This window comes from Rheinheimera fenheensis, assembly GCF_039871805.1.
GTDB classification, from domain to species: domain Bacteria; phylum Pseudomonadota; class Gammaproteobacteria; order Enterobacterales; family Alteromonadaceae; genus Alishewanella; species Alishewanella fenheensis.
Genome location: NZ_JBDPJM010000005.1, coordinates 149906 through 174398, shown reverse-complemented (window position 1 = coordinate 174398; position 24493 = coordinate 149906). Strand labels below are relative to the sequence as shown.

Annotated in this window: 27 protein-coding genes and 1 tRNA gene; 6 read left to right on the top strand and 22 right to left on the bottom strand. The window is 50.9% G+C overall.

Going from position 1 to position 24493, the window contains the following annotated elements:
- Window positions 1–16: 16 nt before the first annotated feature.
- The 17 genes from rpsR to tsaE form a co-directional block, all read right to left on the bottom strand.
- Window positions 17–244, bottom strand: coding sequence for a 30S ribosomal protein S18 (gene rpsR, locus ABGI61_RS09620; RefSeq protein WP_008218940.1), 228 nt, complete (start codon window positions 242–244; stop codon window positions 17–19).
- An 11-nt stretch (window positions 245–255) separates the two neighbouring features.
- The gene (gene priB / locus ABGI61_RS09615) at window positions 256–549 is read right to left on the bottom strand and encodes a primosomal replication protein N (protein ID WP_347600418.1); all 294 of its coding nucleotides are present in this window, start codon (window positions 547–549) and stop codon (window positions 256–258) included.
- Window positions 550–571: 22 nt separating this feature from the next.
- Window positions 572–949 (bottom strand): 30S ribosomal protein S6, encoded by a 378-nt coding sequence (gene rpsF / locus ABGI61_RS09610; RefSeq protein WP_008218928.1) that lies wholly within the window; start codon window positions 947–949, stop codon window positions 572–574.
- A 131-nt stretch (window positions 950–1080) separates the two neighbouring features.
- Window positions 1081–1812 (bottom strand): 23S rRNA (guanosine(2251)-2'-O)-methyltransferase RlmB, encoded by a 732-nt coding sequence (gene rlmB / locus ABGI61_RS09605; protein WP_347600413.1) that lies wholly within the window; start codon window positions 1810–1812, stop codon window positions 1081–1083.
- Window positions 1813–1862: 50 nt separating this feature from the next.
- Complete coding sequence (gene rnr, locus ABGI61_RS09600) at window positions 1863–4205, bottom strand: ribonuclease R (RefSeq protein ID WP_347600410.1); 2343 nt, start codon at window positions 4203–4205, stop codon at window positions 1863–1865.
- 66 nt (window positions 4206–4271) lie between these two features.
- Window positions 4272–4946 (bottom strand): tetratricopeptide repeat protein, encoded by a 675-nt coding sequence (locus ABGI61_RS09595; protein ID WP_347600407.1) that lies wholly within the window; start codon window positions 4944–4946, stop codon window positions 4272–4274.
- A 46-nt stretch (window positions 4947–4992) separates the two neighbouring features.
- On the bottom strand, window positions 4993–6312 hold the full coding sequence (locus ABGI61_RS09590) for a S41 family peptidase (RefSeq protein WP_347600404.1): 1320 nt from the start codon (window positions 6310–6312) through the stop codon (window positions 4993–4995).
- A gap of 95 nt (window positions 6313–6407) precedes the next feature.
- Window positions 6408–7706: an adenylosuccinate synthase gene (locus ABGI61_RS09585; RefSeq protein ID WP_347600401.1), complete on the bottom strand. Its 1299-nt coding sequence runs from the start codon at window positions 7704–7706 to the stop codon at window positions 6408–6410.
- 133 nt (window positions 7707–7839) lie between these two features.
- The gene (locus tag ABGI61_RS09580) at window positions 7840–9000 is read right to left on the bottom strand and encodes an aminotransferase class V-fold PLP-dependent enzyme (protein WP_347600398.1); all 1161 of its coding nucleotides are present in this window, start codon (window positions 8998–9000) and stop codon (window positions 7840–7842) included.
- A gap of 85 nt (window positions 9001–9085) precedes the next feature.
- Complete coding sequence (gene hflC, locus ABGI61_RS09575; RefSeq protein ID WP_347600395.1) at window positions 9086–9967, bottom strand: protease modulator HflC; 882 nt, start codon at window positions 9965–9967, stop codon at window positions 9086–9088.
- A 3-nt stretch (window positions 9968–9970) separates the two neighbouring features.
- Window positions 9971–11119 carry an FtsH protease activity modulator HflK gene (hflK, locus tag ABGI61_RS09570; protein WP_347600392.1) on the bottom strand — a complete coding sequence of 383 codons (1149 nt, stop codon included), beginning with the start codon at window positions 11117–11119 and terminating at the stop codon, window positions 9971–9973.
- Between the two features lie 40 nt (window positions 11120–11159).
- Window positions 11160–12455: a ribosome rescue GTPase HflX gene (hflX, locus tag ABGI61_RS09565; RefSeq protein WP_347600388.1), complete on the bottom strand. Its 1296-nt coding sequence runs from the start codon at window positions 12453–12455 to the stop codon at window positions 11160–11162.
- Window positions 12456–12472: 17 nt separating this feature from the next.
- Entirely contained in the window at window positions 12473–12730 is a 258-nt protein-coding gene (gene hfq / locus ABGI61_RS09560) for an RNA chaperone Hfq (protein ID WP_347600385.1), read from the bottom strand.
- Between the two features lie 90 nt (window positions 12731–12820).
- Entirely contained in the window at window positions 12821–13717 is an 897-nt protein-coding gene (miaA, locus tag ABGI61_RS09555) for a tRNA (adenosine(37)-N6)-dimethylallyltransferase MiaA (RefSeq protein ID WP_347600724.1), read from the bottom strand.
- Window positions 13718–13733: 16 nt separating this feature from the next.
- The gene (gene mutL, locus ABGI61_RS09550; protein WP_347600381.1) at window positions 13734–15509 is read right to left on the bottom strand and encodes a DNA mismatch repair endonuclease MutL; all 1776 of its coding nucleotides are present in this window, start codon (window positions 15507–15509) and stop codon (window positions 13734–13736) included.
- A 2-nt stretch (window positions 15510–15511) separates the two neighbouring features.
- Window positions 15512–16816: an N-acetylmuramoyl-L-alanine amidase gene (locus tag ABGI61_RS09545; protein WP_347600378.1), complete on the bottom strand. Its 1305-nt coding sequence runs from the start codon at window positions 16814–16816 to the stop codon at window positions 15512–15514.
- Window positions 16803–17273, bottom strand: a complete 471-nt coding sequence (gene tsaE / locus ABGI61_RS09540; RefSeq protein WP_347600375.1) for a tRNA (adenosine(37)-N6)-threonylcarbamoyltransferase complex ATPase subunit type 1 TsaE — start codon at window positions 17271–17273, stop codon at window positions 16803–16805. The genes ABGI61_RS09545 and tsaE overlap by 14 nt, the downstream gene beginning before the upstream one ends.
- A 188-nt stretch (window positions 17274–17461) precedes the next feature.
- Between tsaE and queG the strand changes: the two genes are divergently transcribed.
- Entirely contained in the window at window positions 17462–18589 is a 1128-nt protein-coding gene (gene queG, locus ABGI61_RS09535; RefSeq protein ID WP_347600372.1) for a tRNA epoxyqueuosine(34) reductase QueG, read from the top strand.
- Here queG and ABGI61_RS09530 read toward each other — a convergent pair.
- The 3 genes from ABGI61_RS09530 to orn all read right to left on the bottom strand — a co-directional run bounded on the left by ABGI61_RS09530 (window position 18558) and on the right by orn (window position 19555).
- Window positions 18558–18764 carry a DUF1289 domain-containing protein gene (locus ABGI61_RS09530; protein ID WP_347600369.1) on the bottom strand — a complete coding sequence of 69 codons (207 nt, stop codon included), beginning with the start codon at window positions 18762–18764 and terminating at the stop codon, window positions 18558–18560. The two genes, queG and ABGI61_RS09530, sit on opposite strands and share 32 nt — an antisense overlap.
- 89 nt (window positions 18765–18853) lie before the next feature.
- A tRNA-Gly gene (locus tag ABGI61_RS09525) sits at window positions 18854–18929 on the bottom strand.
- A gap of 77 nt (window positions 18930–19006) precedes the next feature.
- A complete protein-coding gene (gene orn, locus ABGI61_RS09520; protein ID WP_347600366.1) occupies window positions 19007–19555 on the bottom strand; it encodes an oligoribonuclease in 549 nt (182 codons plus the stop codon).
- 110 nt (window positions 19556–19665) lie between these two features.
- Here orn and rsgA point away from each other — a divergent pair, with 110 nt between their 5' ends.
- From rsgA to ABGI61_RS09505, 3 genes are all read left to right on the top strand, one after another.
- Window positions 19666–20700, top strand: coding sequence for a small ribosomal subunit biogenesis GTPase RsgA (gene rsgA / locus ABGI61_RS09515; RefSeq protein ID WP_347600363.1), 1035 nt, complete (start codon window positions 19666–19668; stop codon window positions 20698–20700).
- Between the two features lie 7 nt (window positions 20701–20707).
- On the top strand, window positions 20708–21595 hold the full coding sequence (gene asd / locus ABGI61_RS09510; RefSeq protein WP_440590655.1) for an archaetidylserine decarboxylase: 888 nt from the start codon (window positions 20708–20710) through the stop codon (window positions 21593–21595).
- A 178-nt stretch (window positions 21596–21773) separates the two neighbouring features.
- On the top strand, window positions 21774–22472 hold the full coding sequence (locus tag ABGI61_RS09505) for a glycerophosphodiester phosphodiesterase (RefSeq protein WP_347600357.1): 699 nt from the start codon (window positions 21774–21776) through the stop codon (window positions 22470–22472).
- A gap of 61 nt (window positions 22473–22533) precedes the next feature.
- On the opposite strand, the gene ABGI61_RS09500 is transcribed toward ABGI61_RS09505, so the two are convergent.
- A complete protein-coding gene (locus tag ABGI61_RS09500; protein ID WP_347600353.1) occupies window positions 22534–22905 on the bottom strand; it encodes a MerC domain-containing protein in 372 nt (123 codons plus the stop codon).
- A 201-nt stretch (window positions 22906–23106) separates the two neighbouring features.
- Here ABGI61_RS09500 and priC point away from each other — a divergent pair, with 201 nt between their 5' ends.
- Both priC and ABGI61_RS09490 read left to right on the top strand, forming a co-directional pair.
- Entirely contained in the window at window positions 23107–23415 is a 309-nt protein-coding gene (priC, locus tag ABGI61_RS09495) for a primosomal replication protein PriC (protein WP_347600350.1), read from the top strand.
- 79 nt (window positions 23416–23494) lie between these two features.
- Window positions 23495–23752, top strand: coding sequence for a hypothetical protein (locus tag ABGI61_RS09490; RefSeq protein ID WP_347600347.1), 258 nt, complete (start codon window positions 23495–23497; stop codon window positions 23750–23752).
- 45 nt (window positions 23753–23797) lie between these two features.
- Here the strand turns inward: ABGI61_RS09490 and ABGI61_RS09485 are convergent, their stop codons facing one another.
- On the bottom strand, window positions 23798–24328 hold the full coding sequence (locus ABGI61_RS09485) for a DUF3016 domain-containing protein (RefSeq protein ID WP_347600344.1): 531 nt from the start codon (window positions 24326–24328) through the stop codon (window positions 23798–23800).
- Window positions 24329–24493 lie beyond the last annotated feature (165 nt).

The window sequence follows — 24493 nt, the reverse complement described above, 5'->3', positions numbered from 1 at the left end:
TTATACCCCTTCTGTATTAGCTGTGTGAGTCGCTGTACGGTAACAGAGCCAGGTAGCGTGCGCGCTTGATAGCACGGGCTAATTGACGCTGATACTTAGCGCTGGTACCAGTAATACGGCTAGGTACGATCTTGCCGCTTTCTGTAACGTAGTTTTTCAGAACAGCGGTATCTTTGTAATCAATCTCTACAGTGCCTTCTGCAGAAAAACGGCAGAATTTACGGCGACGGAAAAAACGTGACATTTGCCTGTCTCCTAACTTATTTGTTCAATGTGTTGTGCGTGCAGTACCAGCTTGGCTTGTCCACTGCGGCTTTGGTGCCGGTTTAAAAAACCGCTTACCCTAACCATGTTGCCCAACGTTAACGCTTTAGTATGTTGTGTCAGTTCAGTTCCGGTGAGTACCACCTGTATCCTGACATAAGCCTGGCGGTTTAAGCCGGCTTCCATCTGGCTACTGCGATGTTCCAGTGCCAGAACCGTGTGCGGTATACCCGCCGGACTTTCGCTATGCTCTGGTGTACGGCAAATTGTGCCTACCAGTACCATGCAATTGTCCATTAACGACAACTTACTCTTCGTTTGATACTTGCTCTTCAGTTTCGCGAGGAGCACGCTCACGACGTTCTTCACGTACCTTAGCCATTGGTGATGGCTCAACGATGGCACCGTCAGTGCGCATAATCAGGTTACGTAATACCGCGTCGTTGTAGCGGAAGTTAGTTTCCAGCTCATCAATCACAGTTTGTGGTGCTTCTACGTTCATCAGAACATAGTGTGCTTTGTGCAGCTTCTGGATTGGGTAAGCCAGTTGACGGCGGCCCCAGTCTTCCAGACGGTGAATAGCACCACCCGCTTCTTTGATCGCGCCAGTGTAACGCTCGATCATGCCTGGTACCTGCTCACTCTGATCAGGGTGAACCATAAAAACGATTTCGTAATGACGCATTGTAGCTCCTTACGGTTAGTAAGCCTCGGGGGAACTCGGCCGGGGTTCTCATGGAGGCAAGGAACGTTAGTGTATGGCCGAAGGTCGCGTATTTTACGGAGTTAGCGGGTAAATAACAAGCAGAGTTTTACTTAACTACGCTGGCGCACCGCTTCAAATAAGCAGATACCCGCCGCTACTGATACGTTTAGGCTGGAGACAGTGCCAAACATTGGAATTTTTACCAGGGCGTCGCAGGTTTCACGCGTTAAACGGCGCAGGCCTTCACCCTCTGCGCCCAATACCAGCGCTAGTGGGCCTTTTAAATCAGCGTCATACACCAAGGTTTCGGTTTCACCAGCAGTGCCCACTATCCAGACGCCAGCCTCCTGCAATTCACGCATGGTGCGGGCCAAGTTGGTAATGGTAATAAAAGGCACACTCTCGGCGGCGCCACAGGCGACTTTACGTACCACTGAGGTGAGTTTTACCGAGCGGTCTTTTGGCGCCACTACCGCGTGTACACCCGCAGCATCGGCACTGCGTAAAATCGCGCCCAGGTTATGTGGGTCGGTAACCCCATCAAGAATGAGAATAAACGGCTTGTCGTTCGCCGCCACTATAGCGGCTAAATCCACTTCGTTACCTGTGCTTTGTAAACGGGCTTTAGCAACGACGCCCTGATGCTGGCCGCCGACCATATCATCCAGCGTTTTACGGTTACAAAACTGCACCGACACGCCGTTTTGCCGGGCTAATTGAATGATCGGTTGCATGCGCTTATCGTCACGATCTTTCATCACAAACAATTCCAGCACATCTTGCGGCGCACGCTGCAAAAACGCCTCTACCGCGTGAATACCAAATACCAGATCTGCGTTCATTATTAGCCCTTGTTTCGCCAGCCAGAAAAATTGGCCGGCAGTTTACCTTATTACTTCGCTTTACGCCGTGGCTTTTTGCGCGCGGTAATATTACGCGCGCCTTTCGGTTTAGCTTCTGCTTTAGCAGGCGCTTTGCCCCCCTTGGCCGAGCCGCGCTTGGCACCCTTCTCTGCCGCCGCTTGCTTAGACGCTTTAATATCGGCTTTATTGACAAAGCGCTTGGGTTCGCCCACCAGCACTAAATCAATTTTGCGCGCTTCAAGGTTAACTGCTGCCACTTTAACTTTAAGTAAATCCCCCATGCGGTAACTGACTTTACTGTGCTCGCCGGTTAATACATGACGATCACTATCAAAGTGGTAGTAATCATTTTGCAACGAAGTAACATGCACCAGGCCTTCGATATACAGCTCGGTTAAACGCACAAATAAGCCAAAGCTGGTCACGGTAGACACTACCCCTTCAAACTCTGCGCCTAAATGATCCTGCATATATTCGCATTTTAGCCAGTCGGCCACTTCACGGGTGGCGTCATCGGCGCGCCGCTCAGTCATAGAGCACTGCTCACCCAGCGGGGCAATCTCAGCCTCAGTGTAGGCGCGGGCACCGGTCACTTTTTGCCCTTGCTTAGCCAGTATGGCTTTAATGCCGCGGTGCAGCACTAAATCCGGGTAGCGGCGAATCGGCGAGGTAAAGTGAGCGTAGGCCTCTAAAGCCAGACCAAAGTGGCCCTGATTATCCCCCTGATACACCGCCTGTTTCATTGAGCGCAGCATCGTCGTTTCAATCAGCTCACGATCGGGCCTTTCACCGATGCGGTTTAACAATTCCGTCAGCTCCAGTGGCGTTGGCTCTGAAGGGAGATCTGCCTCTATGCCAAGTTCAGCTAAAAAGCGGCGGAAGTTATCAAAGCGGTCACCGTCCGGCCGTTCGTGTACGCGAAACAGCGTATGTGCTTCGTGCTTTTCAATAAAACGCGCTGCGGCCACGTTGGCCATAATCATGCATTCTTCGATGATCTTATGCGACTCAACCCGATGTACCGGTACAATTTGTTCGATTTTACGGTGACTGTTAAAGATAAAGCGTGTTTCAACCGTTTCAAATTCAACAGCACCGCGCTGACTGCGCACCTTGGCCAGCTTTTTATACAACGCATACAGGGTTTCGATATTGGTCAGGTTGGCCTGATATTGCTGGCGCAGCTCCGGGTCACCCTGCAATATTTTATGCACCTTGTTATAGGTTAAGCGGGCACTGGAGTGCATGACCGCCTCATAAAACTGATAGCTTTCCAGCTTGCCGCTAGCACTGATGTGCATATCGGCAACTAAACACAGTCGGTCGACATGCGGATTGAGTGAGCACAAGCCGTTAGATAGTGCCTCTGGTAACATTGGCACAACATGATCAGGGAAATACACCGAGTTACCGCGCTCGAGCGCACTTTTATCCAGCGGTGTATCGGGCTGTACATAGGCACTGACATCGGCAATAGCTACCCACAGCCGCCAGCCGCCATTGTCTTTCGCTTCAGCGTATACTGCATCATCAAAATCACGCGCGTCTTCGCCATCAATGGTAATTAAACCCAGCTGGGTTAAATCGACCCGGTTCTGTTTAGCGGCTGCGGGCACGTCTTCGCCGTATTTGGCGACCTGTTGTAATACAGCGTCAGAAAACACATGCGGAATACCATGATTACGAATAGCAATTTCAATTTCCATGCCCGGCGCCATATGCTCGCCCAGCACTTCTGTCACTTTACCGACCGCATTCACCCGTTTTGACGGCCGCTGGGTCACCTCTACCAGCACCACCTGGCCATGGCGGGCTGCGCCCTGCTCACCGTCGGGGATCACAATGTCCTGCGTAATACGCGGGTCATCCGGCACCACTACGCCTAAGGCAAAATCTTTATAGTAGCGGCCCACTATCGGCTCGCTACGTGGCTCCAGCACACGCACTATGCGGGCTTCGGTTTTATCTTTGCTATTAATGCTTTGCGCCGTGGCCAGCACCACATCGCCGTGCAGTAAGCGTTGCATTTCAAAATTGGGAATAAACCAGTCTGACCCACCGTGCTCCAGCTTTAAAAAGCCAAAACCTTCGCGATGGCCCAGCACAGTGCCCTTTACCAGATCCATATTATCGACCAAACCATAACGGCGGTTTTTGGTATAAATAAGCTGGCCGTCACGCTCCATAGCGCGCAAACGCTTTTTCAGCGCGAAGATGGCATCATCATCAGTTAAACCCAGCTCTTGTACTAATTCATCAAAATAAGCGGGGCTTTGGCGTTTTTCGATATGCTCGAGAATAAATTCACGGCTGGGGATGGGGTTTTCGTATTTCTCTTGCTCACGGGCAAGGTGCGGATCATTTACCGTCATTAAGTTTTCTTGTGTGTCCTAAATTGTATTAAGTGTAACAGCTAAACCGGTAAAAGCGTATGAACTTCACTTTACCGGTCGTTTCGCATTCGCTACCACCTTAGCCGGCATTTTCTGCGCCAGCTGGGCCAGTAGCTGTTGTATTTGTTTATGCGTGGCAGTATCTGCCGTAATAGCATGATGCAGCCAGCGGTAACTCTGCTCAAAGTCGACCGGACTGCCATGGCCATCGACCAATATTTGCGCCAGCCTGAGCTGGGCTTTTAAATTACCCAGCGCCGAGGCTTCACGTAAATAGACAATGGCTTTGTCGATATCAGACTGCACAAAGCGGCCAATATGGTAATAGCGCCCTACCTGCTCAAGCCCCTCCGGCAAGCCCTGAGCAGCCGCTTGTAGCATTAAATCCCAGCCGCGCTCGACGTTACGTGGCACGCAGACAGCGTAAGCCAGCATGTCACCGTACAAAAACTGATAGGCAGGCAGCTGCATAATGTCAGCACGGGCCTCAATATCACGCACCAACTGACAATCGTCAGCGCGCACCCGCTTCAAGTGGCTGTTGGTACGGATAAGCGCCAAAAGCTCATCCTGGCTATACAGTTGCACCGCTTCCAGCTCTTGTGCTGATGTCGTTGTGGCGGCTGGCAGGTAAAGCGCTGCCAGCAAGTACCATAGCGTTTTTTTCATTAATACCGCCACTAAATTGTCATTACAGCCGTTATCGGCCGGATTTGACATTAGTTGAGTCATTATCTGAACAAAAAGCTAAGCAAAAAACGCGCCTTTATTGCTCGTTGTTAATCACCCATGGCGCTGCCAGCCTGATTTTTTGCGCCGCCGGTTTAATACTGGCACTACCTACCGCCACATCGCTACAGCTGCCACTGCTCATATAGCTGATGGCTTCGGCATACAAGGGATCTGTCTCAACACCCCAATCACCGGTGATGGCGTCATTAACCTGACAATTTGGCTGCAGACCATCAAAATAGTCGCCCTGGTCCAGCGCGTTCACGGTCTGGAAATTAATTGCAAACAACACAAAGCTACCAATAATATCCGGCTGTTGCCCAACGGGCTTACCACAGGTGGTGTCCCCAATTTGTACCACGTCAACAAAAGGTGCTAATGAGTTAATCACCAGCTCACTGGACGAACAACTGGATTGGGTTGTCAGTACAAAAACCCGTGGCAAGTTAAGCACACTGCGACCCGCACCCAAGGCAAAACGGGTGGTCGTGTTCTTCGCGGTGTTCTTGTCATTATATTGGTATTTCACAAACACCTGGTTTTGCACGGCGTTTTGCGCAATTTGCGTGGCTAACTGGTTAGCAACCCGGATAAGACCGCCGCCGTTGTAACGTAAGTCCAACACAAGCTCATCCACACCCTGGGCAGCAAAATCAGCAAAAGCCGTTTCCAGCTCAGACTCTGACAATTCAATAAAGGTATTAAACACCAGATAGCCTACCAGCTTGCCGTCTACATTTCTGACCGAGCGGTGCAGTACCGTATTGGTGGTCACTTCACTTTTGACAAAATCAGCCGACAGTTCAGTGCCATCGGGTTTGCGCCAGACAAAGTTGCGCATCACGCCGTCTTCATTGGGTCCATAAACATCATCATTGGTCGCAGTCCCAGCATCGAGGCGACTTAACCACTCTGCAACGCTTACACCTTCAATTTCAATAATTTTGTCGCCGCGGCGCAGGCCATTTTGCGCTGCTGAGCCATCGTCATAAACATAGGCAATTTGCAAGCTGGTATTGTTGTCTGCCCGGCTGCTGGAAAAACCATAACCAAAGAAGGTCGCATTGATAAAACGATCTTCATACTCCTGCCGGGTTAGAATAAAGCTATAGCGGTCTTGCGGTGCTGCAACCGCCTCTAATAGCGCTGAGGGCGAGTTAAAACTGTCCGGATTAATGCTGGCTGGCAAGTCGCGGTACCACAAATAATCTTGCTGCAGGGCGCAAAACACTTGAGAGTTGATATCGCTACGCTGACACAGGTTAGTGCCGGCGCTGTCGTCATTGCTACTGCTGCCACCACCGCCACAAGCAGTGAGCGCCATCAACAGGACAGAGGTAAGTAAAACACGCATAGTACTGGCTCCTTAATAAGCTATTTGACCAGCATAAAACAAAAATGCTGCCGTTTGGCAGCATTTTTTATACGCAACAAACAAAGTTTCAGATGTTAGCTGGCAAAAGGGTGACGCAGCACTATGGTTTGTACCCGATCTGGCCCGGTAGAAACGATATCAATCGGTACACCTGTAAGCTGTTCTAAGCGACTGATATAGTTACGCGCCGCCTGCGGCAGCTGCTCCAGCGACTGCACACCAAAGGTGCTGTCCTGCCAGCCTGGCATTTCTTCATAGATGGGTGTTACCAGCTCATAGCCTTCAGCAGCCAAAGGTGGCACATCGGTAATATTGCCGGCGGCATCTTGATAGCCGGTACAAATCTTTACGGTTTCCAGGCCATCTAATACGTCAAGCTTGGTTAAGCAGAAACCGGAGATGCTGTTTAACTGTACTGCACGTTTTACCGCGACCGCATCAAACCAACCACAGCGGCGTTTACGACCAGTGGTGGCACCAAACTCGTGGCCTTTCACGCCTAAATGCTCACCGACAGCACAACCTAACTCAGTCGGGAACGGGCCCGAACCGACCCGGGTGGTATAAGCTTTGACGATGCCCAGAACATAATCCAGGTAACGCGGACCGAAACCGGCACCCGTTGCTACACCACCGGCGGTCGTGTTAGACGAGGTGACGTAAGGATAAGTACCGTGATCGATATCCAGCAGCGTACCCTGGGCACCTTCGAACATAATTTCCTGGCCGGCTTTACGGGCGCGATCCAATAGATCGGTCACATCGACCACCAGCGGTTTTAAAATTTCCGCGATCGCCAAAGCGTTATCCAGCGTGGTTTGGTAATCCACCGCCGGTACTTTGTAGTACTGGGTCAGGGTAAAGTTATGCAGCTCCATCACTGTTTTCAGTTTTTCCGCAAACAGTTCAGGGTTAAACAGATCGCCAACGCGTAAACCACGACGGGCAACTTTATCTTCATAAGCTGGGCCTATACCACGACCAGTGGTACCGATAGGCTTGTCACCGCGCGCCAGTTCACGGGCTTTATCCAGCTCTACGTGGAACGGCAGGATCAGCGGGCAGGCTTCTGACAGCAACAAACGCTCTTTTACCGGCACACCACGCTGCTCCAGCATGGTCATTTCCTTTAAAAAGGCTTCCGGAGATAACACTACACCGTTGCCGATAACGCATTTTACGTTAGCACGTAAAATACCCGACGGAATTAAATGCAATACGGTTTTTTCGCCATCTATCACCAGGGTATGACCCGCGTTATGGCCGCCTTGATAGCGCACCACATAACTGGCTTTATCTGTTAATAAATCGACAATTTTACCTTTACCTTCGTCACCCCATTGGGTGCCGAGCACTACGACGTTTTTGGCCATGGTTCCCACATCATGGAAAAAATTAGGCGTGGATTCTACCAAATAGCCAACTAAGTTTCAGCCGTCTGGATGAAAAAAAGCCGCTTTTTTCACAGCGGCTTAATCTATCTTTAACTATCAATAACTTAGCTTACTATCCGGCCAGACAGGTTAAATCATAGTCGGCACTATTATGGTACAGCCCGAAGCCAAAGCGCAGCCGGTCACCACGATAATCGGTTTCAATACCAGCGCGCTTTAGCTGAGCGGCCAGCTCAGCCACCTCAGCAGGGGAACCTAAGCGGAAGGTGAGAAAATGGCCATGCTGGGTTAAATCCTGAGCTAACAGATTGTCCCGATTTAGCTTAGGATGGTTTACCGCACTCAGCTTTTGTAAAAACACCTGCTGCAATTGCTGTACATACTGGTGAATACGGCCAACACTGATGCCTTGCTGCTTAAACAACCGCAGCACAGCATTTAACCGGTATAGCGCGCTAAAGTCCATGGTCGCGCCGGCAAACCGATAGCCATCTTCGCTATAAAGCACCGTTGCAGACTTTTCGGCCGCCAGAGTGCCGAATTCGGCAAACCAACCGGTATATAACGGCCGCTGCGCGCTACCCAGTGGTACTGCCATAAAGCAGCAGCCTTCGCCACCACCGGCATATTTATAGCTACCCGACAGATAAAAAATGCGCTCGGCAATGGCTGATAAGTCAGTTGGCAGCGCCATAAAACCATGGTAGCCATCAATCGCTATCATGGCCGTGCTGACATCCGACAGTTGCTGCACAAAGTGGCTAAGATCGGCTATAGCAAAGCCGGAATTAAAAAACACCTGACTGCAAAAAATCAGCTGGTATGACTGCTGGGCAGCGGCGGCGATAAAGCGCTGCTCAAAACTGGCAAACGGCTCTGTGGCAATGTAGTCCACCTGCACATTGTCATATTCAGCCAGCCGTTTCACCTGTCGGCTGAAGCTGTGAAACTCACTGTCAGTGGTTAAAATCCGTAGCGGCTGACGTAAGTCAAAGCAACTTAATAAACGCATCACCAGCTCGTGGGTATTGGGGGCAAATACAATTTGCTCAGGTTGCGGCAAGTGCAAAATATCCGTAATAAGCTGCTGGGTTTGCGGCACTTTTTCGCCAAAGATATAGCGCCACTTGTCATCGACCAGCCTGGCGCTGTCATCCCAGTATTCCAACATGGCATCGCGACTAACATCAGGCCAGTAATGATGCGAGTGGCAGGCAAAATGCTGCTTGTCAGGGTTAGCGGCTAAAAAGCGCTGAAAAAACTGCTGATACATAACACTCTCCGTAAGGTGCCGCAGAGCTGTGCTTACAGGCACCGATAAAAAAGGCCCAAACGGGCCTTTTTCATCAGGTTAAGCTTTAGTTTTGTACTTTATCCGATTTCATATACTTAAAGAAATCGTTATCTGGCTGCAGTACTAACACATCATCTTTGCTCTTAAAGCTATTTTTATAGGCTTCAAGGCTACGAACAAAAGAGTAGAACTCGGCATTTTTGTTGTACGCCTCAGCATAGATATTGGCCGCGGTTGCATCACCTTCACCGCGCACGGTACGTGAGTTACGCTCGGCATCTGCCAACATTACAGTGACACGAGCGTCAACATCGGCGCGGATAATTTCAGCCTCTTCCATACCTTTAGAGCGGTGCTCACGCGCTACCGCATGACGCTCTGCTTCCATCCGGGCGAAAATAGAGCTACTGACTTCCTGCGGCAGGTTAATTTGCTTCACCCGCACGTCCACCACTTCGATGCCAAGCTCACGAGACGCCTGTCCCGCCTGCTGCAGTGCACTTTGCATCAATTGAGTACGCTCGCCAGAAACAATTTCCTGTATGGTGCGGGCACCAAACTCGGTACGTAACCCGTTGTTAATATACTGCTTTAACAGCACTTCGGCTTGGGCAGTGTTACCGCCGGTCGCCAGAAAGTAGGCGCCAAAATCACTAATACGCCATTTTACATAGCTGTCGACCAGTAAGTCTTTTTTCTCAGCGGTTACAAAACGGTCTTGCGCATCGTCCAGTGTTTGTACACGGGCATCTAACTTACGCACGGTTTCAATAAAGGGCAGCTTAAAGTGTAAGCCCGGCTCGTACACCACCACGTTTTGCTCAGCGTCGCGCTGAATTTTACCAAACTGAATCACGATGCCGCGTTGGCCTTCCGGCACTACAAACAGTGCAGAGAGAAAGATAAAGGCGACAACGGCGATAATAATAAGTGTAAAGTTTTTCATCGCTTACCCCCTGCCACTGCGTGTTGTGGTATTACGTGAGCTGTCCGTACGGTTACTACCACCGGCATCTGTATTAGTACGCTGCGGTGTAAAAGGCACTGTGCTTGACGGTGTCGTCGTACCATTGCCAGGATTTAGCATTTTATCCAGCGGTAAATACATAATATTGTTGCCGTTTTTCACATCCACCATCACTTTAGACGTGTTGCTGTATACCTGTTCCATCGTTTCCAGATACATACGATCGCGGGTAACTCTGGGTGCGGCCAGATATTCAGGCAACAGCTTTTCAAAGCGGGCAACTTCACCCTGGGCTTTTAATACCGTTTGCTGCTTATAGGCTTCGGCTTCCTGCATTACGCGGTTCACCTGACCACGGGCACGTGGCTCAATTTCACGCGCATAGGCCTGGGCTTCCTGAATAAAACGCTCCTGATCTTCCTGCGCTTTTATTGCATCATCAAAGGCATCGCGTACTTCTTCCGGCGGACGAGCATCACGGAAGTTCACGTCAACCAGTGCAATACCCATGTTATAGGGCTCTATGATACTTTCCAGCTCCTGACGAGTGTTCTGCCGCACCACTTCACGACCACGTGTTAGTACGTCATCCATGATAGAGTGACCAATCACGTAACGTAATGCTGCGTCGGTGGCCTGGTGTAAGCTGCTGTCTGCATCAACCACAGAAAACTTATATAAACGCGCGTTGAACACACGGTACTGAATTTCAAAGGTCACCCGAACCAGGTTTTGATCCTGAGTTAACATAAAACCATCACTACGCAAAGTGCGGACGCTGGTCACGTCAACCGGCAAAACGGTATCAATGAAAGTTGGCTTCCAATGTATACCCGGCCCCACTTCGCTGTTGTACTGGCCAAAGCGCAGTACCACACCACGTTCCGATTCCTTAATTGTGTAGAAACCGCTGAAGGCCCATACCAATGCGGCCACAATCAGTACCAACACGGCGGCGGCTGAAGCACCACTGCCATTACTGCCTGACGATTTTCCACCACCAAAGATACCACCGAATTTTTTACCGAAATTACGAAACACTTCGTCTAAATCCGGCGGCCCCTGATCACGACCGCCCTGCTTCCAGGGGTCGTTATTTTTGCCGTTGTTGCCGGGCTCATTCCAAGCCATGCTCTACTCCGTTCTAAGTTGCAAAATAAGCGTTAATGTATCAAATAACCGGGGCGCTGACGATATAGTTTTCCAACACGCCTTGTGACTGCTTCACCATGCGCTGCCACTGTGCTGCACTTAACCTCAGCTGCAACTGGCAGGTACCATCCTCAGTGTATTGTTCTTGCACCACACAATCCTGTTGGTGGCAGCGCGAGCGCCAGCTCGCCTGTGTCGGCGGCAACGCCAGCGTAATGTCGATATAGCGCTCTGACAACAGTTGCGCCACCGCCTGTGCCAATAAGTCCAGTCCTTCACCCGTCATCGCCGACAAATACACCGCTACCGGCTGCGCAGCATCGTTATATTCTATACGTGCAGGCTGGCCCAGCAGGTCAATTTTATTAAATACCAGCAGCTGCGGCAGCTGGTCGGCGTCTATGTCGGCTAGGACCTTAGCCACTTGCTTCATATTGTCATCTTTACGGACGTCGGCCACATCAACAACATGCAGCTGTAAATCTGCATCGCGGGTTTCCTGCAAAGTAGATTTAAACGCGGCCACTAAATCATGTGGCAAATGCCGGATAAAGCCGACTGTGTCGGCCAGAATAATGTCACCCACCCCTTTGAGCGGTAATTTTCGCAGTGTCGGATCCAACGTAGCAAATAGCTGGTCCGCCGCGTAAACATCAGCTTTAGTCAGGCGGTTAAACAAGGTCGATTTACCCGCGTTGGTGTATCCCACTATTGACACAACCGGTACCTCAGCGCGCTGACGGGCGCGACGGCCTTGCTGGCGTTGCGTCTGCAATTTAGCCAGTCTGGCCTGCAAGGCTTTGACGCGCTCGCGTAGTAAACGGCGATCAGTTTCCAACTGGGTTTCACCCGGCCCGCGCAGGCCGATACCGCCCTTTTGCCGGTCCAAACTGTCCCAACCGCGCACTAAACGTGATGACAAATGCTTTAGCTGTGCCAGTTCAACCTGCAATTTACCTTCAAAGGTGCGGGCACGCTGGGCAAAGATATCTAAAATCAGTGTAGTGCGGTCGATAACCCGTGCTAAACATAAACGCTCGAGGTTGCGGGTTTGTGCCGGACTTAATGCATGATTAAAAATGACCAGCGTAGCGCCGGTATCGGCAATCAGATTGGCAATATCCTGCGCTTTACCGGAGCCAACAAAAAATTTAGCATCGGGCGCGCTGCGGCTGGTGGTAACCACTTCAATAGCCTGTACACCGGCAGAAAACACCAGTAACTTTAGCTCACCTAAGTCTTCACTGGTGTGCTGCTGGGAAAAGTTGACATGGACAAGGATCGCTTGTTCCGACACCGCGTTAAGTTCAGACAAGCGACTAACCCCTGCAGTTATTCCGTGTCGTCTTCGTCACTCTGGCCATTGCTTGTGCTCATCATGGTATTCACCGCGCGAGCCGGCACTACAGTTGAGATGGCATGTTTATATACCATCTGGCTCACTGTGTTTTTCAGCAGAATAACAAACTGATCGAAGGATTCGATTTGACCCTGAAGTTTAATACCATTCACCAAATAAATTGATACCGGAATACGTTCCCGTCTCAAGGTGTTTAAAAATGGGTCTTGTAAAGATTGGCCCTTTGCCATGTGCCGCTTTCCTTTTTTTATTAGTCCGACTTATATAGGTATTATTTTTTTTATTTCAAGTTGTTAAAACGTCTTTTTTGTCCATCGTGTTTAGCTTAGCGAAGATAAAACGGCTTGCAAGTTTTCCTCGAGCGGCGCCTCACTATTTAGCCAGCTTAAATCAGGCCAACCCCGCAGCCAGGTGAGTTGCCTTTTGGCCAACTGCCGGGTTGCCGCTATCCCGCGCTCGGTCATTTGCTGATAACTACACTCACCGTCTAAATACTGCCACATTTGCCGGTAGCCAACACAGCGCATTGATGGCAGGTCCGGATGCAAATCTGCCCGCTGCTTTAATCGCAGAACTTCTTGCTCAAAGCCAGCGGCCAGCATTTGCTCAAATCTAATAGCAATACGTTGATGCAGTACCGCCCGATCCGCCGGAGCAATCGCAAATTGGTGCACAGGAAATGCAAAAGGTTCCCCTTTTTGTGCGGTAAGTTCAGTTAAGCTCCGCCCTGTTAACCGGTAAACTTCAAGCGCACGGTTAATCCGCTGCGGATCATTAGGATGGATCCGTGCCGCTGATACCGGGTCCACCTTGGCTAACTCCTCATGCAGCGCGGCCCAACCTTTACTTGCGGCTTCTGTCTCCAGCTGCAAGCGCACAGCGGCATCCGCTTCAGGTAAAGGTGAAATGCCGTCAAGCAGGGCTTTAAAGTACAACATGGTACCACCAACCAGCAGCGGAATGTTACCACGTTGTTGAATTTCGGCAATTAATCTTAGCGCATCACTACGAAAGTCTGCCGCAGAATAGCTTTGCGCCGGGTCACGAATATCAATCAAGTGATGCGGCGTTATCGCCAGCTCCTCTGCGGTGGGCTTGGCCGTGCCGATATCCATCTGTTTGTACACCAGCGCACTGTCGACACTGATAAGTTCTACCGGTAAGCGCTGGTAAAGCGCTGTCGCCAATGCTGTTTTGCCTGACGCTGTCGGGCCCATCAAAAAAACGACCGCCTTAGTGTGCATCATGGGCCTCATGTAACCGGGCTAAGGTGCTGTCTAGTTGCAGCGGTGCACTGTGCCAGCAAGACGGCGTGTCAAACAACTCTGGATACAAGTTTAGCAACTGCTGCGCGCTTACCCCATTAGCATTAAGTAGCATAGACAACAACAGCTGCAGTGGGTCCTGCTGTTCGCTAACGCGGCTAACCCATAGCGGCAGCCATTGGCTTAGCAGGCTTTGCCTCAGCCAGGCCGGCACCGCCCGTACTATTGCTGTCTGGTCGGTTAACAGCACATCAAAGCCAGCATCAGACAACTGTGTCGCCACACGCGTAAGCAGCTTTAACTGCGCTTTGCTAAGCGTAATACGTTGCGGCAATAAAATCGGCTGCGCCGGCTGGGGTTGTAGCGCAAAATAGGCTGCCAGCGTCACCACCAAATCAATGAGCAGCAGGCGATCATCATGCTGGGTTAACAAATAACGGTTTTGCACAATAAGATAGCGGCCCTCGCCGCTCTGGCCATTGGCGGGCGTCTGTGGTGCAGCTGCAGCGGGGCTTAGTTCCCGCGCGGGTGCCTGCCGTGCTGTAGCGTCAGCATAACTATGCTGCCAATAACTCAGTTCGCGCTTTACCGCTGCTGCACCGGCTGCAGCCGTGACATAACCTGTTCCACCCTGGTAACGGGCCGTGCCGGCTTGGTTCACCTGATACGCCGGTGGGCTGGGTTGATCAGGAGTTGCAGGCGCAAGTGACACTGGCTCAATAGCGTAACTGCTATCGGCGTTTTCGCGTAATTGCGCCAGTGCATCACTCAAGGCTGACACGACGAAGTCATGAATTAATCTGGCCTGATGAAACCGCACTTCATGCTTGGCCGGGTGCACATTAACATCGACCTGGCGCGGGTCCAGTTCAAGATACAGCACGAAAGCGGGCTGCTGCTCAGGACTTAAGCTGTCACCATAGGCCTGGCGTATTGCGTGGTTAAGCAGCTTATCGCGCATCATACGGCCATTAACATAACTGTACTGACAAGCAGGCTGAGTCGGGCAGGCTTGTGGCGCTAAAATATAGCCGCAAATTTTTACTTCGCCATACTGGTTTTCAATAAAAGCAGCCTGCTCGGCAAAAGCCCGGCCGCACAGCGTTGCAACACGCTTTTGCCGCTGCTCAGCCGTGTCTGCCGCTTTAAGCCGGCGTACGACCTGGCCGTTATGGCTTAGCTGCCAGCTGACATCAAACCGGCTCAGCGCCAGCCGTTTCACCAGCTCGTCGATATGACCAAACTCGGTTTTATCGGTGCGCAAAAACTTACGCCGCGCTGGTGTGTTAAAGAATAAATCTAATACTTCAATACTGGTGCCCACCGGATGGGCAGCGGGTTTTACACTCACCTGCATATCGCGGCCCTCAGCACTGGCTTGCCAGGCGGCCTCTTGCGCTGCAGTACGTGAAGTTAACGTTAGCCGTGATACCGAGCTAATACTGGCTAAGGCCTCACCACGAAAGCCCAAGCTGCAAATGGCTTCTAAATCACTTAAATCGGTTATTTTGCTGGTGGCATGGCGGCTTAACGCCAGCACCAGTTCATGCTCGGCAATGCCACTGCCGTTATCACGCACCCGGATAAGCTTACTGCCGCCTTTTTCAATTTCAATTTCAATATGGCTGGCACCGGCGTCAAGGCTGTTTTCTACCAACTCTTTAACCACTGAAGCCGGGCGTTCAACCACTTCACCGGCCGCAATCTGGTTTGCCAGCTGCGGTGGCAGAATTTGTATTGGCATAATCAGGGGATCCGCAGCGTTTGACCAACGCGGATACTGTCAGAGGTAAGCTGATTTATACTGCGCAGGTCGTCCACCGACACATTGTAACGCTGCGCCAGCAAAGACAAAGACTCACCCGCACTGACACGATGCTCGCGGGCGCGCTGCTGGGCAAACAGGGAGTCGGCCGGAGGCGACTTTTCAAAGTGGCGTTTTAAAGCAGTAAATAATGACTGCGCCAGCTTGGTTTGATGCGTTGCCGTGCGCATCAGCTTTTCATCCTGCGGGTTAGAAATAAAGCCAACTTCGACCAATATTGATGGAATATCCGGTGATTTCAGCACACCAAAACTGGCCGCCTGCGGCTCTTTTTTATGCAGATGCGCCACTTTACCCAGCTCAGACAGCACTTCGTTCGCTACCTGATAAGCCGTCACCATAGAATGATTCATCGACAAATCCAACACCGTTTGCGCCAGGTAGCGCTCGTTGGCTGAGTCTTTGATAACCTCGGCGACGCCGCCAAGCAATTCTGAATGACGCTCGGTTTGCTCCAGCATACGGCCCACCTCAGTGGTAGCACGGCGCAGTGACAACACCCACACCGAGGCGCCGCGCGGCTGCGGCGAGGTAAACGCATCAGCATGGATAGATACCAGCAAATCGGCTTGCTGGCCACGGGCAATTTCAGTGCGGCGGTTTACATGAATGTAGTAATCATTAGTGCGCACCATCATGGCTTTCATGCCGGGCTGACGGTCAATCAGCTGCGCCAGTTGACGTGCGATTGGCAAGGTAATGTGTTTTTCGTAAATGCCGCTGGGACCTATAGAGCCGGGGTCTTCGCCACCATGGCCCGCATCAATGGCAACGATAATATCGCGTGCCGCCCGGATAGCCGGTGGCGGCAGATTACGCTGCGGCTGATCGTCAGGTAAGTCGACCACTAGCCGGTGGCCATAAGGCGGTGTCGGTGGCAGTGCGAACACATTGGCCTTACTGGCTTTGGTTAAATCGAGCACAATGCGCATACTGTTACCACTGCCGCTACTGCGAATCGCTTTAATTAACGCCGATTCACCATTCACTGCCGGTAAGCTGGTGCCACCTTTGACGTTAGTTAAATCAATGACCAGGCGGTCTGGCTTGTCCAGGCTAAAGCTTTTATGCTGTGGTTCAGCGGCCATATCAAACACCACACGGGTATTGTCTGGCGAAGGCCACACCCGTACGCCCTGCACCTGATTGGCCAGAGAAGTAAAACTGCACAGCGCGAGCAAACAGAGCAATGCCGCTTGAACGTTATAATAATTATTCTTCATCATCCGTCAGCGCTTTTATTATCGCGGTACCGGCTGGCGTCTGGCTTTGCAGCAACACACGCCGGTGTCCGTCTACAAATGTTAAGTGTATGTCGAGATCTGGCACAGGTAAATAACCCCTGCCTTGCTCTGGCCATTCAATCAGGCACAGCGTATCAGCACGGAAATAATCCCGTATGCCCATAAACTCTAACTCTTCAGCATCTCTCAGCCGGTAAAGGTCAAAGTGAAACACGTTAAAGGGCTTTAGCTGATAAGGCTCGACCAGTGTGTAAGTAGGGCTTTTTACCGTGCCTGTATGGCCCAGCGCAGTGATCACACCTCGACTAAAGGTGGTTTTGCCCGCCCCTAAATCGCCATGCAAAAATACGGTCTGCCCACCACTAAGCAAGCCAGCAATGCGCGTTGCCAACGTCAGAGTTGCCGCTTCGTCCTGTAACACTGCCTGATATTGCGCCACCTGTCACCACTTTACGTCTTACTGCCATAAAAACCCTGTCATGTTAACAAATTAGTGGCTGACAGAGCCAGAAAAACCGCGACTTTGCCGCTCAGACCCTTGAGCTGATAGCCAAGTTCCCACAAGCGGCGCGAAAAAATACCCATTGTGATATGCTTGCGGCGTTATTTACCGGGTAGCAAAGCAACATGAATTACCACGAGCTGGCACAACGAATAAAGCAATGGGCAAAGCAGCTGGGCTTTGCCGATGCCGGTATCAGCGGCGTCAGCTTAGCCGATGCGGAGCGACAACTGCAGAAATGGCTCGATGCCGGCTACCACGGCGAGATGGATTATATGGCCAGCCACGGCATGCTACGCGCCCGCCCCGACGAGCTGGTGCCCGGTACTTTGCGGGTAATCAGCGTGCGGATGGACTATTTGCCCAAAGCTGCCGGCTTTGCCACTAACCTGGCCGACCCGACTCAAGCCTATATTAGCCGCTACGCGCTGGGCCGTGACTACCACAAACTTATTCGTAACCGGCTGAAACAGTTGGGCGAGCGCATTAACCAACAGGTACAGGATCTGGGTTACCGCCCTTTTACCGACTCGGCGCCAATATTAGAGCGTCCGTTGGCCCAGCAAGCCGGGCTTGGCTGGGTGGGCAAACACAGCTTGTTACTTAATCATGAAGCCGGTTCCTGGTTTTTCCTCGGTGAATTGCTGGTTAATCTGCCTCTGCCGGTAGACCAACCACATGATGGCGATTGCGGTAGTTGCGTAGCTTGTATTACCAGCTGCCCTACCGGCGCTATTGTTGCGCCTTATGTGGTCGATGCTCGCCGCTGTATTTCTTATCTGACCATTGAGCTTAAAGGTGCAATTCCTGAGGAGTTTCGTCCACTACTTGGCAACCGTATTTATGGTTGTGATGACTGCCAGCTGGTGTGCCCGGAAAACCGTAACGCTCCTTTGAGTATTGAAAGCGACTTTCAACGGCGTGAGCAGTGGCAAAACCAAAGTTTACTCAGCCTATTTGCCTGGCAGGAAGACGAATTTTTACGTTATACCGAGGGCAGCGCCATTCGCCGTATCGGTTATGAACGCTGGCAGCGTAATATTGCAGTAGCCTTGGGTAATGCGCCTTACAACATTGAGATTGAACAGGCACTAAGTGCCAAACTTAGCAGTGCCAGCGCATTAGTGGCAGAGCATATCGAATGGGCCCTAGCGCAGCAGAAACGCAAAAGCTGGCAGGCAGAATCACTGTTGCCGCGCAGTACCGAGCGGCTGATACGGATTATTCAGAAGGGTTTACCGCGCGATGCATAGGGCTTGCGGCACTGCTACGCGGCGCTAACCTGGCCTGCGCTAAGTGTAAAATCTGCGTTCGCCTGTTCACATCAGCACTATGCCATTCGATGATCTCATCAATATAACGGCCACAGCCAAGACAAATGTCCTGCTGATCCAGACAACAGTTGCGTACACAAGGTGAGTCTGCCATCGGTTAAACCATGCTGTTTAGCTTGTATTGACTATATCGCAGGAAACAAAAAACCGCACGGGTTTCCCAAGTGCGGTTTCTGTCGAATTTGGAGCGAGTAACGAGGTTCGAACTCGTGACCTCGACCTTGGCAAGGTCGCGCTCTACCAGCTGAGCTATACTCGCATCGGTCAACGCTGTGTCACTATCGCGTCGTGATGGCGCGCATTTTACAAAATGCGTTGGCCGTTGCAAGTGTTTTTTTAGGGTAACTTAAAAAAATGCGTGCGATAGGTTACTAATTCAGCAATCGACTCGCGAATATCATCCAAGGCTAAATGACTGCCGGCCTTTTGTACTTTAGTCAGCACCTCTGGGTGCCAGCGCCGCGCCAGCTCCTTTACCGTGCTGACATCTAAATTGCGGTAATGAAAAAAGGCTTCAAGCTCTGGTGCATACTCGGCGAGAAAACGGCGGTCCTGACCAATGCTGTTACCACACATCGGTGATTTACCCTTTGGCACATACTGGCTTAAAAAAGCGATGGTTTGCTGCTCGGCATCAGCCAGGCTGGTGGTACTGGCACGGCAACGCGCCGTTAAGCCGCTTTTACCATGCTGCTCAACACACCAGGCACTCATATTGTCCAGCACCTCGTCTGGCTGCTTAATGGCAAACACCGGCCCCTCGGCAATAATATTCAGCTGGCTGTCGGTAACAATAGTGGCCATCTCCAGAATCACATCGGTTTTTGGCTCCAGGCCAGTCATTTCTAAATCAAGCCAGATTAAGTTGCTGTCATTTACACTCATTACAAACCCTTAGCGTCGCGCTGCTTTGTTCATTTACAGAATACAGGTATCATACACGCCCTAAGCTTAGCAGTAATAGCATCCTTTACATTAGAGCGATAACAGTAGCCGTGACCAAGAAAAAACACCTTACCCAGCGCCAACAACAACGTATTGCCGATAATGCTGGCAAACGGCTACGCGTGGCGAAAAACAAAGGTGTAGATAATGTAGATGACAACAGCTTTGCCGCGCCGGAAACCGGCTTGGTGTTAAGTCGCTTTGGCCAGCATGCCGATGTCGAAGACAGCGATGGAGTAGTAACCCGCTGTAATATGCGCCGTTCGGTTGCCTCTTTGGTCACCGGCGACAAAGTTGTCTGGCGCCGCGCACTGCAAGCCACCGGTGGTATTGATGGCGTGATAGATGCTGTGGAAGAACGCCACTCTGTTCTGCTACGGCCAGATTTTTATGACGGTTTAAAGCCGGTGGCGGCTAATATTGATTTGATGATTATTGTCTCGGCTATTCTGCCGGCACTGTCACTGAATATTATTGACCGTTATCTGGTGGCGGCCGAGATGACCGGTATTAAACCGCTTTTGGTGATTAATAAAGTCGACTTACTCAATGATGATGAGCAAAGCGCAGTTGAACAACAACTGGGTTTGTATCGCACACTTGGCTATGACTTTTTACTGGTCAGCGCCAAAACCGGTATGGGCATGGCACAACTACTGGACTATCTGCACAGCGGCACCAGCATCTTTGTTGGTCAGTCTGGTGTGGGCAAATCGTCATTAATGAACAGTTTAATGCCAGGTTTAGAAGCGCAAACTCAGGAGGTGTCGGCCACCTCGGGTTTGGGCCAGCACACCACCACCGTATCGCGGTTGTACCATTTGCCTGAAGGCGGCGATTTAATTGACTCCCCCGGCATCCGCGAATTTGCCCTGTGGCATTTAACGGCGGAAGAAGTCACCCGCGGCTTTAGCGAATTTACGCCCTGGCTGGGCCGCTGTAAGTTCCGTGATTGTAAACATGTCAGCGATCCGGGCTGTGCCATTATGCACGCCGTTGAGACGGGCGAAGTGAGCCAGTTACGCTACGACAGTTATCTGAAAATCCTCGCAAGTATGGCGCAGGATAAACCGACACATTTTTAATCGTTTTATTTTTAACTACATTACTGAGAGCACCATGGATAATTTAAAAATTACCCTGCAGTACCTGATGCCAAAGCATTTTATTTCGCGCCTGGTTGGCAAGCTGGCTGCCGCCAAACTGGGCTGGTTTACGCATTTTTTAATTAACCGCTTTATTAAAGCTTATGGCATTAACATGAGCGAAGCGCAGTTTGAGAGAGCCTCTGACTACGCCAGCTTTAATGAGTTTTTCACCCGGCCGTTAAAGGATGGTATCCGGCCATTAGCCACCGACGCTAACATAGTGGCGCATCCGGTAGACGGCTGTATCAGCCAGTTAGGCCCGATAGTACAAGGCCAGTTGGTACAGGCTAAGAACCACAGCTACTCGCTGCAAGCTTTATTAGGTGGCGATATTGCTACGGCTGAGCCTTTTATCGGCGGCGACTTTGCCACCATTTATCTGGCACCGAAAGATTATCACCGCATCCATATGCCTGTAACCGGCACCCTGCGCCAGATGATTTATGTACCGGGCGATTTATTCTCAGTAAACCCGTTAACCGCAGAGAATGTGCCGGATTTATTTGCCCGCAATGAGCGCGTGGTGACTATATTTGACACTGAGCTGGGGCCAATGGCGTTGGTGTTAGTGGGTGCCACTATCGTCGCCAGTATTGAAACCGTCTGGGCCGGCACCGTTACACCACCAGTGGGTAAAAACGTGTTCCGCTGGAGCTACCCGGCGCATGGCAAAAACGCCATTACACTGGCAAAAGGCGCTGAAATGGGCCGCTTTAAGCTGGGCTCTACCGTGGTGCTGGCCTTCCCGGCCAATAAACTGCAGTTCCTGGCTGAGCAGCAAGCTGGCACAGTAACCCGTATGGGCGCCCCTTTTGCTGAAATTAATAACTAACGCTATCTTTCACGTACGGCGCTTCGACAACGTGAATGCGCCGTATGTTTTTTCTGCGACACGCCGTAAACCCATCCCTGGGGGCTCGATTCGGCCATCCTGGCCTGCAACGGTCGCCGAAAAAAATACTCTGCATTCACTTCACCGGCTTAACTTCCAGTACTAATACGGAGTCAACATGCAAATTATCGCCCATCGTGGTGCCAGTGGCGACTATCCGGAAAACACCCTGCTGGCAATAGAACAGGCTGTTCTGCAGGGTGCAGACGCTATTGAAATAGATGTGTTCGCCGTCGCTGGCGAGCTGATTGTTATTCACGACCATCACCTGGCGCGCACCACCAATGGCCGCGGCAGTATTTATCAGCACAGCCTGGCGCAATTACAGCAGCTCGATGCAGGCCGTGGTCAGCGTATTCCCACCCTGTGGCAAGTATTAGAGCTACTGGCACCGACACCACTTTGGCTGAATATCGAACTGAAAGGCGACAATACCGTCGCACCGCTACTGTCGTTACTTGAACGGGCAGAGCGCGAGCTGCAGTTTGACGCAAACCGCTTGCTGATCTCCTCGTTTAATCATCATCTGCTGGCCGCACTAAAACAACAGCAGCCAGCGCTAAAACTGGGCGCTTTAACCGCCAGCTTGCCCATCGACTATGCCGCCTTTGCCCAGCAGCTTAACGCCTATTCGGTAAACTGTGATGTCAGCTTTATTAACCAGGCCTTTGTGGATGATGCCAAAGCACGCGCTTTAAAGGTATATGTGTATACGGTAGATCACGCTGATGATATTGCCCGGTTGGCTGGGTATGGCGTTGATGGCATTTTCAGTAACTACCCAGCACGCAGCAGGCAGCTGCTAGCCATTAAGTGAGAAAGCCATAAAGCAAAAATCCCGCTGCAGCGGGATTTTCTAATTCAGATAAGGCACCAGCCTAATGGTCGTCGTCACAGCTTTTACAGTTGTTACACAGGCGCATATTCATCACATGCGCTAGCACCACGAGTGAGGCGCCAACGATCAACACCGCATGCTCGTATTCATGACCCCAAACATCGCGCTGCCAGTAAATAAAAACGCCTAAAAATAAAGAGTAGAACGGGTAGAGTTTGCGATGATAACGGTGAAAACCGATAAACAAGGCAACGAAGCCCAACACTACCGTTACCAGCAGCATAATGCGTTCAAAGGCGTGGTTATGGGCCACACTTAAGCCCATCAATGGCAGCACAGGTAAGATAGCCGGTAACAGAATACAGTGGATAGCACACAGCGAGGTGACAGTTATGCCCACTTTATCAAACATATTACGCACTGTTGCTAACACGTTACTTACTCAGCCTTTGCAATAAAAACGGACGATATAATATAACAAAACACCAGTAAAAGAAATGCATCGAATCAAAAATAGCGGCCCGGCAGTAGTGGCATAAACAGCTTGAGCAAACTACTGAAGTCGATGGATCGCTGTGGCATAATAGCGCCCTTTTCCCAGGTGTAGTGGCTTATGGATACTTTACTGAATCAACTGGATGACAACTTAAAAGAGTTGTACCGCAAAGCGCTGGACGCAGATGCAGTGTTAGACAGCCTGCAGCAGCAAGGTCATGCGAAATATCAGCGCATTTTTGCAGACAACAAACTGTTTCAGGCCAAAAGCAACCGCTTTATGCCCTATTTAGCCGAAACCGCAGAGCAGGTAGCGGCTATGCGGCAAAGCCAGCAATTTAATACGGCTACTTTGCAGCGCGTAGTGCAGCAGCTAAAACAGCTGCATACCACCCTAGCCGAGTTTAAAGCCGTTATAACAAAATAACATAACCAAATTTTATTAGTGAAAATATAATCTAACGCTAAACGGCCGCTCCACTAGTCTAAGGGAGACGGAGGTGGTGATGTCAGCGATTAGCAGTCAAACCAGCAGCAATACTATAGTGGCGCAGGTTAGCCAACCACTGCGCCAGGCTTTGCCTGCACGCCAGGATATCGGCCTGCTGCAGCAAGCCACACCTGCCGATAACCGCACCCAAAACGAAGAAACCGCCAACGAGTTTGTTCGCGTCAGTAGCAGTATTGGCCGGGCAGCCAGTGCAGGCCAGTTAAGTCGCGAAGAGGCAGTAGCCATCTATCGCCAAATTGCCAGCCTGCTTTAGGTGGGGCGTATCAAACACTCTCGTGCTTCAGCACACAAAAATAGCCTACTGGCTTACTTTTGGCAGCGCCTTAGCAAATTGCTCTACTTTAGGTTGCAAGGTTTTATTAAACCAGTCGTCCAGCATCTGCTTTTCATAACGAAACTCTTCGTTATTATTCGGTGTACGTAAAGACTGCATAAAACCCATATCACGTAGCTTTTCGTCACTGCTAAACACTTCTTCACCGTGTTTATCGCGCAGCACCTGGCTAAATTTAATTGCTGGCGAGTAAATGTCTTTAATCACTCTGATGGCATTACCGGCACCGCCGATAAAGTAATCGACATCACCGGCTAAATCGATATCGGTTACCGTTACCTGCCACTGATAGCCCTCGGGCAGCTTGGCGGCCATGTCCTGAAAAAAGCCATCAAATTTTTTCAGCACCCGCTCACGGTAGGCTTTGCGACTGTCATTGGCAGGGCGAATATCGGTAAACTTTTCCGGCTCTTGCCACTCTACTTTTACCTCAGCCGCCTGAGCCACGCCGCCGGCTAACAGCGCTAAGCCACATACAAAGATCAGGTTACGCATTGTCAATCTCCTGCGTTAAATAACTACCAGCTTAGAACCAGCCAAACCTAAATAGTTTAGCCTGTGCACCTAACTATAGCGCTACTGGCTGAGCAATAACTAAACTGGTTTGTATAAAAATGTAGCCAGCTGTAAAAACACCCGCTGTAAAAACGGGGCGCAGAA

Coding starts and splice junctions, on each gene's coding strand:
- orn (WP_347600366.1), bottom strand. CDS start 19,555: ATGAGTGTAAATGACAGCAACTTAATCTGGCTTGATTTAGAAATGACT.
- ABGI61_RS09485 (WP_347600344.1), bottom strand. CDS start 24,328: ATGCGTAACCTGATCTTTGTATGTGGCTTAGCGCTGTTAGCCGGCGGC.
- hflC (WP_347600395.1), bottom strand. CDS start 9,967: ATGAAAAACTTTACACTTATTATTATCGCCGTTGTCGCCTTTATCTTT.
- ABGI61_RS09530 (WP_347600369.1), bottom strand. CDS start 18,764: ATGGCAGACTCACCTTGTGTACGCAACTGTTGTCTGGATCAGCAGGAC.
- priC (WP_347600350.1), top strand. CDS start 23,107: ATGGATACTTTACTGAATCAACTGGATGACAACTTAAAAGAGTTGTAC.
- ABGI61_RS09590 (WP_347600404.1), bottom strand. CDS start 6,312: ATGCGTGTTTTACTTACCTCTGTCCTGTTGATGGCGCTCACTGCTTGT.
- ABGI61_RS09585 (WP_347600401.1), bottom strand. CDS start 7,706: ATGGCCAAAAACGTCGTAGTGCTCGGCACCCAATGGGGTGACGAAGGT.
- ABGI61_RS09595 (WP_347600407.1), bottom strand. CDS start 4,946: ATGTCAAATCCGGCCGATAACGGCTGTAATGACAATTTAGTGGCGGTA.
- ABGI61_RS09500 (WP_347600353.1), bottom strand. CDS start 22,905: ATGTTTGATAAAGTGGGCATAACTGTCACCTCGCTGTGTGCTATCCAC.
- queG (WP_347600372.1), top strand. CDS start 17,462: ATGAATTACCACGAGCTGGCACAACGAATAAAGCAATGGGCAAAGCAG.
- rnr (WP_347600410.1), bottom strand. CDS start 4,205: ATGACGGTAAATGATCCGCACCTTGCCCGTGAGCAAGAGAAATACGAA.
- rpsF (WP_008218928.1), bottom strand. CDS start 949: ATGCGTCATTACGAAATCGTTTTTATGGTTCACCCTGATCAGAGTGAG.
- mutL (WP_347600381.1), bottom strand. CDS start 15,509: ATGCCAATACAAATTCTGCCACCGCAGCTGGCAAACCAGATTGCGGCC.
- ABGI61_RS09490 (WP_347600347.1), top strand. CDS start 23,495: ATGTCAGCGATTAGCAGTCAAACCAGCAGCAATACTATAGTGGCGCAG.
- ABGI61_RS09580 (WP_347600398.1), bottom strand. CDS start 9,000: ATGTATCAGCAGTTTTTTCAGCGCTTTTTAGCCGCTAACCCTGACAAG.
- hfq (WP_347600385.1), bottom strand. CDS start 12,730: ATGGCAAAGGGCCAATCTTTACAAGACCCATTTTTAAACACCTTGAGA.
- priB (WP_347600418.1), bottom strand. CDS start 549: ATGGTACTGGTAGGCACAATTTGCCGTACACCAGAGCATAGCGAAAGT.
- rpsR (WP_008218940.1), bottom strand. CDS start 244: ATGTCACGTTTTTTCCGTCGCCGTAAATTCTGCCGTTTTTCTGCAGAA.
- miaA (WP_347600724.1), bottom strand. CDS start 13,717: ATGGGCCCGACAGCGTCAGGCAAAACAGCATTGGCGACAGCGCTTTAC.
- rlmB (WP_347600413.1), bottom strand. CDS start 1,812: ATGAACGCAGATCTGGTATTTGGTATTCACGCGGTAGAGGCGTTTTTG.
- hflK (WP_347600392.1), bottom strand. CDS start 11,119: ATGGCTTGGAATGAGCCCGGCAACAACGGCAAAAATAACGACCCCTGG.
- ABGI61_RS09545 (WP_347600378.1), bottom strand. CDS start 16,816: ATGATGAAGAATAATTATTATAACGTTCAAGCGGCATTGCTCTGTTTG.
- ABGI61_RS09505 (WP_347600357.1), top strand. CDS start 21,774: ATGCAAATTATCGCCCATCGTGGTGCCAGTGGCGACTATCCGGAAAAC.